This is a genomic window from Azospirillum oryzae (assembly GCF_008364795.1).
GTDB lineage: Bacteria > Pseudomonadota > Alphaproteobacteria > Azospirillales > Azospirillaceae > Azospirillum > Azospirillum oryzae.
The window spans coordinates 123,507-136,557 of the sequence record NZ_VTTM01000011.1; the positions used below are offsets into that span (position 1 = coordinate 123,507).

Genomic DNA, 13,051 nt, shown 5'->3' on the forward strand with positions numbered 1-13,051 from the left:
AGCCCCCACCCTTCCTTTACAAACCCAGCACGTAACGCACCAGCCGTTTCCGCTCGTCGCCCGGCAGCGACATGAAGCGGTCCTTCGCCCCTTCCGCCTCGCCGCCATGCCACAGGATCGCTTCGGTGACGCTGCGGGCGCGCCCGTCATGCAGGAGCGACAGCTGCCCGTCCTTGGCCGCCAGCCGGCTCAGGCCCCACAGCGGCGTGGTGCGCCAGTCCGACCCGCGCGCCTCGCCCATCGGCAGCTCGTCCCCCAATGCGGGACCGAGTTCGTGGAGAAGCATGTCGCTGTGCGGGAAGATCTCGCGGTTGGAAAGGGCCGGGTGATCCGGGTCCTCCGCCGTGCGCCAGGACGGACGGTGGCAGGCGGCACAGCCGGTGTCGGCGAACAGCTTGGTTCCCGCCTTGTCCTTCGGCGCCTCCAGGCTGCCGTCGGGCGGCAGGTCGCGCAGGTAGCCGTCGATCAGGCCGATGATCGTGCTGGGGATTTCCAGCCCCTCGAACTGCTTGGAATCGCCGTGCGGCGCCTCGCGGCAGGCGGTCTGCGCCGGGGTGCAGTCACCCCAGGGCTCGCGATAGGCCGGGGTCGACATGCCGATGTCGAGACTGAAGGCCTCCGAATTCTGATGCTCCAGCGTCGGATGCATCGCTTTCCAGCCGAAACGGCCGACCTGACGTTTGCCGTCCACCGTCACATGGTTCACCCGCCCGGCGACGGGACCGCCGGACGCGTGCTGCCGCGCCGCCTCGGCCTCGATGTCCTCGGACGGGATGCGGTCGAGCAGGCCCATGCCGTGGACGCGCGGCGGCACGCGGGCGGACATCACCGTCGCCTCGGCCAGCGGGCCATAGCCGAGATCCTCGACGACCGGCGTCGGATGGCGCAGGCGGACGGTCTCGCCGTCGGGAAAGCGGACCTCCTCCTCGCGGTAGGTGACGCGGGGGCGGCCTTCGATCACCTGTCCGAGAATGGCGTTGGACTGGATCTGCCGACCATAGACCGGGTCGCTGCTCAGCTTGATCGCATAGCCGACGCCCTGGTCGCCCGCCACCGCCGGATCGGGCGGGCGTCCGCCGCCGGCCCGCGGATGGCAGGTGGCGCAGGAGCGGGCGTTGTAGAGCGGTCCCAGTCCGTCCGCCGCTTGGGTCGCTGTGGGCGCGGCCACCCACATGCGACGGAACAGCGCCTCGCCGATGCGGTTGTCGAGGCTATCGGCGGCCTGGGCGGCGGGGGTCGCCAAAAGCAGTGCAGCGGCAAAAGCGATGCGGAAATGTGCGAACTCAAGCAACGCGGATGTACCCCATCATGCCGGTGTCCTGGTGTTCGATGATGTGGCAGTGGAACATCCAGTCGCCGGGATTATCGGCCTTGATCGCCACGCGCAGCCGCTCCTTCGGTTCCAGCAGCACGGTGTCGGCATGGTGGGGCACCACCTTGCGGCCGTCGGAGGACAGCACCCTGAAGGTGTAGCCGTGGATGTGGATCGGGTGCAGGTGGGGCGTCAGGTTGGCCAGCTCGAAGATGTAGCTGCGGCCTTTTTCCAGCGTGACCAGCGGCGGCGGCAGATGCTCGTGCCCGCCCTCCGGCCAGCTCTGCTGGTTGATCGCCCAGAAGGTCTTCGCCGACAGGCAAAGCGCGTCGGCATAGGGCAGGCCGGCCAGCACGTCCGGGGCGAAGCTCTGCGCCACCGCCGTGGCGGAGAAGGCCATCGGGACGATCGGCGCGTCCTTCAGGTCCGGTTCGGGAATGGCGGAGGCGGGCAGGGCCCGCGGCTTGAAGCGCTTGTTCGGCCGGGCGGGGCCGACGGCGCGGAACGTGGCCAGCGGCCGGGGCTCCGCCGAATAGACGTTGGTCAGCCGCAGGGTCTGGCCCGCCTTGGCCGGAGCACGGAACAGCACGTCGATGCGCATCGCCGGCCCCATCGGCCAGCCGTCCAGCGGGCGGGGCGGCAGCGGATTGCCGTCGACGGCGATGATCCAGGCCTCCGCCCCCTCAACCCGCAGATCGACGACGCGGGTGCTGTCGATGTTGTAGAGGCGGGCGCGGATGTCGCCGTTGGTGGGCACCTCGATCACCGGCTCGATGGCGCCGTTGACAGTGGACACGCTGCCGAAGGTGCCGGCGCGCGAGGCGCCGCGGTCGGTGGTGAAGGCGCCGAACCTGCCGGTCTTGTCCAACTGCCAGTCCTTGACCAGACAGACGAGGTCGGCGTCGAATTTCGGCGCGTCCGGCTCCTCGACAATCAGGACGCCGGCAAGGCCCCGGCCCAGCAGTTCCACCGTGTTGCAATGGGGATGGAAGAAGAACGACCCGGCATCCGGCGGGGTGAACTCGTAGACGTGGCGCTCGCCCGGCCTGGTCGGCGGCTGGGTCAGGTAGGGCACGCCGTCTTCCAGGTTCGGCAGGCGGATGCCGTGCCAGTGGACGGAGGTGTGCTCGTCCAGCTCATTCACCAGCGTGGCGCGCAGCCGCTGGCCCTTGCGCATGCGGATGATCGGGCCGGGGAAGTGGTCGGCATAGGTGATGAGCGGCGATGGTTCCGCCGGTTCGGGCAGGATGCGCTGCATCCGCTGCTTGGCGACCAGTTCGACCTCGACCAGATCACCGGTCGAGGTGATGGGCTCCGGGCCGGCGAGGCCGGGCTTCAGCGCGCCCGCATCGGGGGCCTTCAATCCGGTCCCGCCGAGCGCCGTCGCTGCGACGGCGGCACCTCCGGCACGCAGGAGGGCGCGGCGGGACAGAGGAACGGCGGGACGATGCGGCATGACGGCGGTCCAAAAACTTCAGGCGGGAAAAGTGCCGGCTCCGGTCCCGCCTCCGTCCCTCGCCGGATCGGCCCGGAAGGGAAGCGCGGGTGGTTCGGTCATGCGCGGGACGGCGCGGGACCGGGCCGGTTCAGGCGTGCTTACTTGCCGACCTTCGACGGGTCGTCGAGGCTGTCGGACCCCTTGACCTCGACCGAGACGCCGAGCGCGGCGACGGCGCCTTCCAGCGCCTTCTTCTGGGCGACCAGACCGTCGATGCCGTTGGCAACCAGCTTGTTGCCCTCGTCGTTGTCGGCGGCGATCATCTGGTCGTAGGCCATCTTGCCACTGTCGGCGGTGTCCTTGATCGCCTGCATCGCCTTCATGGTGTTGCCCATGGCGGTCTTCACCGCGGCGTCGGCGTCGGCGGACTTGGCGGCGACCAGCTGCGACAGCGAGGCGCCCGACACGGTCTTGCCGTCGGTGCGCTTGTAGCTGCCGTTGTAGACGTTCACCATGCCGACTTCGTCGTAATAGTGCGAGTTGTGGGTGTTGTCGGAGAAGCAGTCATGCTCCTCCTCCGGGTCGTGCAGCATCAGGCCGAGCTTCATGCGCTCGCCGGCCAGTTCGCCATAGCTCAGCGAGCCGAGGCCGGTCAGCATGCGGGCGACGCCCTCACCCTCCGGCGCCTTGGCGATGGAGACGCGGGCCTTGCCCTTGGCGGCCCAATCGGCCGTCATCTCGGACAGATCGTCGACCAGCATCTGGGTGGCGACCTTCAGATACTGCGCGCGGCGGTCGCAGTGGCCGTTGGTGCAGTCCTTGCCCTTGGCATAGTCGGTGGCCTTGCGCTCGCCCGCGCCCGGACCGGTGCCGTGCAGGTCCTGGCCCCACAGCAGGAATTCGATGGCGTGATAGCCGGTGGCGACGTTCGCCTCGACCTTGCCGGCCTCGTGCAGCTTGTCGGCCAGCAGCTCCTTGGTGATCTTGGTCGCGTCGATGGTCTTGCCGCCGGCGGTGATCTTCGGGTTGGCGATGACGTTCGCCTTGGCGTAGGGGTTGCTCTCGCCGCCGGCATAGCCCTCGTCGACATAGTCGATCAGGCCCTCGTCCAGCGGCCAGGCATTCACCTTGCCTTCCCACTCGTCGACGACGGGATTGCCGAAGCGGAAGGCTTCCGTCTGCATGTACGGAACGCGGGCGGCCTTCCAGGCCTCGCGCGCCTTCGCCAGATTATCCTCGGTCGGGTTGGCGACCAGGGCGTCCACCGCCTTCTTCAGCGCCTTGGCGCCGTTGGTGGCGTCCTGATAGGCGGCATGGGCGATGTCGGCGTAATTCTTCGCCACGTCCTTGTAAGCCGGACCGGCCGCCTGGGCGGCGAACGGCAGCAGGGCAACGACGGCTACGGCGGCGAAGCCGGCAGCGCGCTTCGACATGGAGGTCTCCTCGAACGTCGGTGGTCGGTAATGGCAGCAAGTGCGACTTATTCTCAGCGAATAACGTCGCGAATCATTCTCACTGTCAAGCCCTATCCGCGTTGGGGGTACTCGGAAAAGCGCATGCCGCCGGTGCCGCGTCGATATGTCCCGGCGCTCAGCCCTGGCCGGGTGGCTGGCAGAGCGCCTGATCCAGGTCGTCGTAAAGATCGTCGGGCGACTCCAGGCCGACCGACAGGCGCAGCAGGTCGCCCGGCACGGGGGAGGTCGGGCCTTCGATGCTGGCGCGATGCTCGATCAGGCTCTCAACCCCGCCGAGCGAGGTGGCGCGGCGCCAGATGCCGACGCGGGCGGCGGTGTCGATGGCGGCCTGGGTGCCGCCCTTCACACGGATTGACAGCATGCCGCCATAGCCGCCGGTCATCTGGCGCGAGGCGATGCCGTGGCCGTGGAAGCCGGGCAGGCCGGGATAGAGCACCTCCAACACCCGCGGACGGGCCGACAGCCGCTCCGCCAACGTCATCGCCGCTGCGCTCTGCCAGCGGACGCGGGCGAACAGGGTGCGAAGGCCGCGCTGCAGAAGCCATGCCTCGAAGCTGCCGAGGATGCCGCCCTGCTGGGTCTGCACCGCCTTGATGCGGCCCCAGAACTCGTCCTTGCGGGCGGTGGTCAGGGTGCCGGCGACGATGTCCGAATGACCGTTCAGGTATTTGGTCGCCGAATGCATGACGATGTCGGCGCCCAGTTCGATCGGCCGGGTCAGCACCGGCGTGGCGACCGTGCTGTCGACCGCCAGCCACGCCCCGGCCTCGTGCGCCAGTTCGGCGACGGCGGCGATGTCGGTGATGGTCCACAGCGGGTTGGCCGGCGTCTCCACCCAGACCAGCCGCGTCTGGCCGGGGCGGAGCGCGGAGCGCACCGCGTCGGTATCGCTGGTGTCCACCCCTTCGACCTTCAGCCCCCAGCGGGTGGCGGGTCCATGCACCCAGTTGCGGAATGCCCAGTACATCACGTCGGGCACCAGCACATGGTCGCCCGGATCCAAGGCCTGGAACACGGCGGTCGCCGCCGCCATGCCGGAGGCGAACAGCAGGGTGTCGGCGCCCTTTTCCAGTTCGGTGATCGTCCGCGACGGAATGTCGAAGGTGGGGTTGTCGGCGCGGGCATAGACCCGGCCGCGGCCATAGCCGTTGTCGGGGTCGCGGACATAGGTGGTGGACGGGTGGATCGGCGGAATGACCGCGCCGCTCGCCGCATCCTCGAAGCCCAGGGCGCCGGCAGCGATGGTTTCGGGACGGTGGGGACGGTCGGTCATTGCCGGGGCGCTCCGATATCGTGCCCGGGATCGGGCATGGGGGGCGACAACGATACGCTCCGCTCCGTCGTCGGCGCAACGTCCCGTCCCGGCTATCCGCTTTTGCCCGGAAGGTTCAGGCGTAACGGGCGATCAGCCGGGCCAGCGGCGGTCCCGACAACACCACCACGAACAGCCGCAAGGTCTGCAGCGCCAGCACGAGCGGCAAATCCACCCCACTGCCCAGCGCGATCACCACCACGGAATCGAGCCCGCCCGGACTGGTGGCGAGGAAGGCGGTCAGCGGGTCTGTCGGCAGCAGCGTGACCAGCACCCAGGCCGACAGGCTGCACAGCGCGATCATCAGCCCGGTCGACAGCAGCATCTGCGGCACTGCGCGCATCGCGTGGCGCAGCACCTCGCGGGTGAAGCGCAGGCCGATGCTCCAGCCGATGACGGTGTAGGTGACGGTCAGCAGCAGGTGCGGCAGCTGCAGGGTCACCCCGGCGCCGGCCTGGACCAGCGCGCCCAGCACCATCGGCACCAGGAGCGCGCCGGAGGGGATGCGGAACCGCTGGCCGATCCAGCCGCCCAGCCCGGCGACCAGCAGCGTCGCCGCCAGCCCCCGCAGGTCCAGCGCCTCCACCGGCGCCACCGGCAGGGCGCCGCCGTCCGGAGCGGCGGTCAGCGCGTGCGTGACCAGCGAGGCGCTGAGCACCACCAGAACCACGCGCAGATATTGCATCACCGCCACCAGCCGCGCGTCCGCGCCGTATTCCCCGGCCATGGCGACCATGGCGGCGGCGGCGCCCGGTGACACCCCCCAGGCGGCAGTGGTGCCGGGCAGGCTGCCGTAGCGGACGAACAGCCAGCCGACGATGCCGCTGACCAGCACCGTCAGCCCGACGGTTCCCAGCATCAGCGGCCAGTTCCGCGCGATGGACAACAGGATCGACGAGGTGACGGCATGGGCGACCAGACAGCCGATGATCGCCTGCGCCATGGTAAAGCCCGACGGCGGCACCCGGATGGACGCGCCGCCGACCCCGAGCGCAATGGCCCCGATCATCGGCCCGATCAGCCAGGCCGCCGGCAGCCCGACCGCCTCCAGTCCCAACGTCACCGCGGCCGACAGGGCGAGCAGGCCCGCCCATTGCGCCACCGTCCGCGCGCGGAGCTTCGGCCAGCCCCCCTCCGACCCGTCCCTTGTCCCGACCACGAACTCTTACCTGTACGAATGATTTGTGTCCCCGGCATGCTGCCTGCCACCGGCCTTGCCCGTCCAGCAGGCGAACGGGCGCGGCAGCCATGCGCGGCAGGAGCGGAACCGGGGAGCGGGGAGCCGGATCAGCGGGCGGTGCGGATACGGGTCAGGAAATCGCCGACGCCGCGGTTCAGGTCGTCCGCCTGCCGGTGCAGCAGGCCGGCGGCGGCCAGCACCTCCCGGGCGATGCCGCCGGTCTCCGACGAGGATTGCGTCACCTGACCGATGGAGTCGGTGACCCGGCGGGTGCCGACCGCAACCTCCTGCACGTTCCGGGTGATTTCCTGGGTCGCGGCGGTCTGCTGCTCCACCGTGGCGGCGACGGTGGTGACGATCTCGTTGATGTGGGTGATGGTGCGGCCGACAGCGTGGATCGCCTCGGCGGCATTGCCGGCGGCGCTCTGCATGCCGGCGATCTGGCTGGAGATGTCCTCGGTCGCCTTGGCGGTCTGGTTGGCGAGGTGCTTCACCTCGTTGGCGACGACGGCGAAGCCCTTGCCAGCCTCCCCGGCGCGGGCTGCCTCGATGGTGGCGTTCAGCGCCAGCAGGTTGGTCTGGCTGGCGATGTTGCTGATCAGCTTGACCACGTCGCCGATGCGCTTGGCCTCCTCGACCAGCCCGCTGACGGTGCTCTTCGTCCGCTCCGCCTCGTCGACGGCGGAGGAGGAGATGCGGGACGATTCGGTGACGTGGCGGCTGATGTCGGCGATGGAGATCGAGAGCTGTTCGGTCGCCGCGGCCACCGTCTGCATGCTGGACGAGGTGACTTCGGTTTCCGACGCCACGTCGGACGAGCGGCGGCTGGTGCTGGTGGCGATTTCCGACATGCGCTGGGCATGGGCCTGCATCTGGTTGGAGGCGGCGACCGTGCCCTCCACGATGCCTTTCACGCTGTCCTCGAAAGTGCCGGCGAGCCGGTCGAGCGTGGCGCGCTTGCTCTCCTCCTCCGCCTCGCGATAGGTCTCCAGAAGCAGCTCGATGTCGAACCACGCGATCTTGTTCAATGTCTCCAGCTGAGCGGCGCGGGTGCGGCGGGCGGCGGCGCCGAACAGGTTGGCGGCCAGACCATCGTCGCCACCGGTGAGGCCAAGCTCGCGGGCGATGTTGGAACTGACGACGTAATGGCAGATCGACACCGCATAGGCGGGAACGCCGTTCCGATAGAACAGGGTCGCGAGCCGTTTCGCGGATTCGGCGAACTCGGCATCGATCCGGCCGGACGCGGCCCGCGTCCAGTGGTCCAGCCGGGCGGCATGCACGTCGGGAAGCTTCAGCGCCGCCTGGATCTCCGGCCAGGCGTCGAAATGCCGGTGCCATTCATTCAGAAGCGCGGGAAGCCGCCGCTCCGCAAATTCGCGGTTGCCCCGAAGCCGGGCCAGATCGTCATTGGTGATGGAGAAGGTGGCAAGTCGCTTCGTCTGCGAATCAGTCAGCTCGGCGGTCATGATTTTCGACGATCCTCGGTTCAGGTGCCTCTCAAGGATCGTTCTACGCAATCTTGGCCGTTCCGGATTGCCGGAGAGCGGTCGCGGATGCCCCCTTTTTCTGCATACGCTGATATGCGTACGAAAGAGTTCAGCGGCCGATCATAGACGGAAGACGGCCTATGCGTCCGCGTACTTTCGACCTGTCATGCGGGTCGCGGGCGCAGGCCGTTCAACAAAAGGGCGATGGACTGCCGGGAGATCTCCGCCGGGTCCAGGTCACCGTCGGGACGATACCAGCGCGCGACCCAGCTGAGCGCGCCCGACAGGGTGAAGGCGGCGATCTTCGGATCGCAGGGGGCGATGCTGCCCTCTGCGATGCCCCGCTCAATCAGGCTGCGGAATTTCAGGTCGATGCGGCGCTTCAGGCCGCGCAGGGTGCGGCGGCTCTCCTCGGTCAGCGGCTCCTCGCCGACGCGGATCACGCACATGCCGAAATCCATGGTGACGATGCCGACATAGGTGCTCATCACCGCCACCAGCTCGTCATAGGCGCTGCCGCCATGGCCGATCACTTCGCTTGATGCGTTGTCGAGCAGTTCCAGCCCGATCCGCACGCACTCGAACAGGATTTCCTCCTTGTTCTTCACATAATAGTAGATCGTCGGCTTGGTGACGTTCAGCCGCCGGGCGATGTCGTCCAGCGAGGTTGCGTGATAGCCAAGCTCGTTGAACGCCTGCGCCGCGGTTCGCAGCACGGCGATCCGCTTTTCCTCGCGCTCGCTGCGGCGGTCGGCGGCGGTCTTCCATGGCGAGTCCGACATCCGGCACAGGCTCCCTTCGATCATTTCCCAAACCATTCCGCGGGGCTACGCGGCCCATCGCTTTCCCATTTGCCGGTGCCCATGTCCAGGGGCAGCATACATCCGTTTGTTCAGCAAACTTGTTTCCGTTCCTACTTTCAAGTAACTTGTGTTCCAGCCAGTAAAAAGAAATCCGGCCACGCCCGTTCTGCGGTGAGCGGCGCCGGTTGCGAAAACCTGAAAAACGGGAGGACACGCATGCCTACGGACGTTGCGAACAACGCGATCGCCGCAGCGCGCGGCATCAGCATCGGCGGCGCTCTGGCGCGGGCGGCGCGGCGGCATGGCGGCCGCATCGCGCTCCGCTATGAAGGGCGGGAATGGAACTTCAGCGATCTGCACACCGCCGCGAAGCGGGTGGCAAGGCGGTTCACGGACATGGGCCTGAAGCGGGGGGATCGGGTGGCGGCCTTCGGGCGCAATTCCGACGCCTACGTCGTGGCGTGGCTTGGCTGCGCGGTCGGCGGCTTCATCCATGTGCCGGTCAACTACGCCCTGACGGGGGAGGAGCTTTCCTACATCCTGACCCAGTCCGGCGCGCGGATGGTGCTGCACGATGCCGATCTCGCCGGCCCTCTGGCCGATGCCGGGAAGACCGCGCGGCTGGAATGGACCGGCACGCTGGCCGCCGGAACCGGCGAGCTGGACGTGCTCGCCATCGCAAAGGATGCGGGCGCATCGGCGGACATCGACGTGGTGGTGGACGCCGACACGGTGGTTCAGCTTCTCTACACCTCCGGCACCACGGCAGCGCCGAAGGGCGCGATGATGACCCACGGCAGCCTGCTGGCGGAGTATGAAAGCGCCATCCACGACTGCCGTTTCGCCGAAAGCGACCGGTCGCTGGCGGCGCTGCCGCTCTACCATTCGGCGCAGATGCACGTCTTCCTGATGCCGCAGCTGATGGTCGGCGCAACCACGCTGCTGATCCAGGCCCCGGCGTTGAAACAATGTCTGGATCTGATCGAGGCGCACCGCATCACCTCCTTCTTCGCGCCGCCCACCGTCTGGGTCGGGCTGCTGCGCCATCCGGATTTCGACGCGCATGATCTGGGGTCGCTGGAAAAGCTCTATTACGGCGCCTCGATCATGCCGGTGCCGGTGCTGCAGGAGCTTCGCCGGCGCCTGCCCAACGCCCGCGCCTTCAACTGCTACGGCCAGAGCGAGATCGGTCCGCTCGCCACCGTCCTGGCGCCGGAGGAGCATGAGGATCGCCCCGCCTCCGCCGGCCGCCCGGTGCTGAATGTCGAGACGCGGGTGGTCGATCTGGAAATGAACGATGTGCCGCCGGGCACCCATGGCGAGATCGTCCACCGCTCCCCCCAACTGATGGTCGGCTATTGGGACAAGGAGCGCGAGACGGAGGAGGCCTTCCAGGGCGGCTGGTTCCATTCCGGCGACGTCGGCTATCTCGACGAGGCCGGCTATCTCTACATCGTCGACCGCATCAAGGACGTCATCAACACCGGCGGCGTGGTGGTGGCCAGCCGCGAGGTGGAGGAGGCGATCTACACCCATCCCGCCGTCGCCGAGGTCGCGGTGGTGGCGCTGCCCGACCCGAAATGGATCGAGGCGGTGACCGCCTTCGTCGTGCTGCGCAGCGGCCAGAGCGTCGATACCGAGGGGCTGATCGCCCATTGCCGGGGCCATCTGGCACCCTTCAAGCTGCCCAAGCACGTGCATTTCGTCGACAGCCTGCCGCGCAACACCGCCGGCAAGCTGCTGAAACGCGAGCTTCGCCGTGCCTATGGCGAGACTGTGGGCAGTGAGACCGCCGCATGAGCGCCTATGAGCCGCCGTTGCAATCCGTCCGCTTCCTCGTCAACGAGGTGCTGAAGGCTCCCGAGGCGCTTGCCGCAGCGGGTTGGGAGGACACGACGCCCGACCTGTTCGAAGCGGTGCTGGCCCAGGCCGGGCGGCTGGCGGTAGACGTATTGCTGCCGCTCGACCGTTCCGGCGATGAAGAGGGCGCGCGGGTGGAGGGCGACGGCGTGCGGATGCCCGCCGGCTTCGGTGAGGCGTGGCGGCACTGGCGCGAGGGCGGCTGGAACGGGCTGGCCGGCGACCCGGCCTATGGCGGGCAGGGAATGCCGGCGCTGCTCGACACGCTGGTTACGGAGATGGTGTGCGCGGCGAACCTCGCCTTCAGCATCACCCCCGGCCTGACCCAGGGCGCCATCCGCGCGCTCGCCGCCCATGGCGACGCGGCGGTGAAGGAGCGCTGCCTGCCGCCGATGCTGGCCGGCGACTGGACCGGCGCCATGGCGCTGACAGAACCGCAGGCCGGCACCGACCTAGGCTTGCTGCGCACGCGGGCGGAACCGGCGGGCGACGGCACCTACCGGCTGGCCGGGCAGAAGATGTTCATCTCCTCGGCCGACCATGACCTGACCGGCAACCTGGTGCATCTGGTGCTGGCCCGTCTGCCGGATGCGCCGCCGGGTACCCGCGGCATCAGCCTGTTCGTCGTGCCGAAGCGCCTCCCCGACGGGACCCGCAACGGCTGGTCGGTGCTGTCGGTGGAACGCAAGATGGGCCTGCATGCCTCGCCCACCTGCGTGGTGTCCTACGAGGGGGCAGTCGGCTGGATGGTGGGAGAGCCGCACCGCGGCCTCGCTGCGATGTTCACGATGATGAATCACGAACGGCTGTTCGTCGGCATCCAGGGCATCGGGGTGGGAGAACGCGCGGCGCAGGCGGCCTTGGCCTATGCCCGTGATCGCGTGCAGGGCAGGGCGCCCGGTGGTGGCGGAACGGGTGGAGCGGGGGATCCGATCCTGCATCATCCCGACGTGCGGCGGATGGTGCTGACCGCCCGCCTGCTGACCGATGCCGGACGGGCGCTCGCCGGATGGGTGGCGCTGTGGCTTGACCGCGCCGCCAAGGATCCGTCGCTGGCGGAGGAGGCGGAAGATTGGGCGGCTCTGCTGACCCCGGTGGTGAAGGCCGCCGGCACCGATTTCGGCTTCGAGGCGGCGGTGCTGGCCCAGCAGGTGATGGGCGGCCACGGCTATATCCGCGACAATGGCGTCGAGCAGTTGGTCCGCGACGTGCGGGCGACGCAGATCTATGAGGGCACCAACGGCGTCCAGGCGCTCGACCTCGTGCAGCGAAAGCTGGACCTGCATGGCGGCCGGCCGCTGACGCGGATGCTGGACGCGGTGGAGGATGCCGCGGCGACGCTGGCCGACGATCCGGCGACGGCCGAATTGGCGGAGCCGCTGCGGAGCGCTGCCGACCGGCTGCGCGGCCTCGCCTGCTGGCTGCGGCAGGAGGGGCGCGACCCGCGCGACGGGGCAGCCGGGGCGACCGACCTGCTGCGGCTGACGGCGCTGGTCGCCTATGGCTGGATGTGGGGGCTGACCGCCTCCGCCGCGGCCCGGCGGCCGGACGGTTACGACCCGGCATTCCTCGATGCGCGCATCGGGTTGGCGCGGCTCTTCATGACGCGCCTGCTGCCGGAGACCGCCATGCTGGATGCGCGCATCCGCAGCGGCTATGCCGGGCTGGACGCGGGGCTGTCCGACCGGCTGGAGGGCGTCGAGGGATAGCGACCCCTCAGGCCGCCGCGACGATCAGTACGGCCGCGATCAGCGCCACCGCGTCTTCCAGCAGGGCGGCGGGGCGGTCGCGGCCGAAGGCGGCGGCCAGCCGCATGCGCGCGGCGTAACCGACGAGCGTGCCTGTGACGGCGCCGATGCCGCCGGCTACCAGACCGCCGATCCAGAAACCGACGTTCGCCCCGATGGCGGCCCCGGCGATGGCGCCGCCGGCGACGCGGCTGGCAAAGGGGAAGGGCTGTTTGCGGCTGGGGGTGGTCGGCAGCTTGTCGACGATCAGTTCCACCACGGCCATCGCGGTGAAGACCCAGGGCGACACCGTATGCCCGAGAAAGAACAGCCAGCTTCCCGACACATCGAGCCAGCCGCCATAGGCGGCCCAGCTGACCGCGGCAGGGCCAAACAGCGTGCGCGAGCCGGAGACGGCGCCAATCAAAAAGGCGAGGATCAGGGCAAGCATACT

Annotated in this window: 10 protein-coding genes; 2 read left to right on the top strand and 8 right to left on the bottom strand. The window is 68.9% G+C overall.

From position 1 onward, the window contains the following. Nucleotides 1-16 precede the first annotated feature (16 nt). The 7 genes from FZ938_RS24335 to FZ938_RS24365 all read right to left on the bottom strand — a co-directional run bounded on the left by FZ938_RS24335 (nucleotide 17) and on the right by FZ938_RS24365 (nucleotide 8,989). Nucleotides 17-1,291, bottom strand: coding sequence for a di-heme oxidoredictase family protein (locus FZ938_RS24335; RefSeq protein ID WP_149200993.1), 1,275 nt, complete (start codon nucleotides 1,289-1,291; stop codon nucleotides 17-19). Then, on the bottom strand, nucleotides 1,284-2,768 hold the full coding sequence (locus tag FZ938_RS24340) for a multicopper oxidase family protein (RefSeq protein ID WP_149200994.1): 1,485 nt from the start codon (nucleotides 2,766-2,768) through the stop codon (nucleotides 1,284-1,286). The genes FZ938_RS24335 and FZ938_RS24340 overlap by 8 nt, the downstream gene beginning before the upstream one ends. 140 nt (nucleotides 2,769-2,908) lie before the next feature. Then, on the bottom strand, nucleotides 2,909-4,183 hold the full coding sequence (locus FZ938_RS24345; protein WP_149200995.1) for an imelysin family protein: 1,275 nt from the start codon (nucleotides 4,181-4,183) through the stop codon (nucleotides 2,909-2,911). Between the two features lie 157 nt (nucleotides 4,184-4,340). After that, a complete protein-coding gene (locus FZ938_RS24350) occupies nucleotides 4,341-5,498 on the bottom strand; it encodes a trans-sulfuration enzyme family protein (RefSeq protein ID WP_149200996.1) in 1,158 nt (385 codons plus the stop codon). 115 nt (nucleotides 5,499-5,613) lie between these two features. Next, the gene (locus tag FZ938_RS24355) at nucleotides 5,614-6,696 is read right to left on the bottom strand and encodes an AbrB family transcriptional regulator (protein ID WP_246457203.1); all 1,083 of its coding nucleotides are present in this window, start codon (nucleotides 6,694-6,696) and stop codon (nucleotides 5,614-5,616) included. Between the two features lie 128 nt (nucleotides 6,697-6,824). Further along, complete coding sequence (locus FZ938_RS24360; RefSeq protein WP_149200997.1) at nucleotides 6,825-8,186, bottom strand: globin-coupled sensor protein; 1,362 nt, start codon at nucleotides 8,184-8,186, stop codon at nucleotides 6,825-6,827. Nucleotides 8,187-8,371: 185 nt separating this feature from the next. Further along, a complete protein-coding gene (locus tag FZ938_RS24365; RefSeq protein ID WP_246457202.1) occupies nucleotides 8,372-8,989 on the bottom strand; it encodes a TetR/AcrR family transcriptional regulator in 618 nt (205 codons plus the stop codon). A gap of 237 nt (nucleotides 8,990-9,226) precedes the next feature. Here FZ938_RS24365 and FZ938_RS24370 point away from each other — a divergent pair, with 237 nt between their 5' ends. Both FZ938_RS24370 and FZ938_RS24375 read left to right on the top strand, forming a co-directional pair. Beyond that, a complete protein-coding gene (locus tag FZ938_RS24370) occupies nucleotides 9,227-10,810 on the top strand; it encodes a fatty acyl-CoA synthetase (RefSeq protein ID WP_149200998.1) in 1,584 nt (527 codons plus the stop codon). Then, nucleotides 10,807-12,579 (top strand): acyl-CoA dehydrogenase family protein, encoded by a 1,773-nt coding sequence (locus FZ938_RS24375; RefSeq protein ID WP_149200999.1) that lies wholly within the window; start codon nucleotides 10,807-10,809, stop codon nucleotides 12,577-12,579. The genes FZ938_RS24370 and FZ938_RS24375 overlap by 4 nt, the downstream gene beginning before the upstream one ends. 7 nt (nucleotides 12,580-12,586) lie before the next feature. Here FZ938_RS24375 and FZ938_RS24380 read toward each other — a convergent pair whose 3' ends face one another. Then, nucleotides 12,587-13,048, bottom strand: a complete 462-nt coding sequence (locus tag FZ938_RS24380) for a DUF4126 domain-containing protein (RefSeq protein WP_149201000.1) — start codon at nucleotides 13,046-13,048, stop codon at nucleotides 12,587-12,589. Between the last annotated feature and the right edge of the window lie 3 nt (nucleotides 13,049-13,051).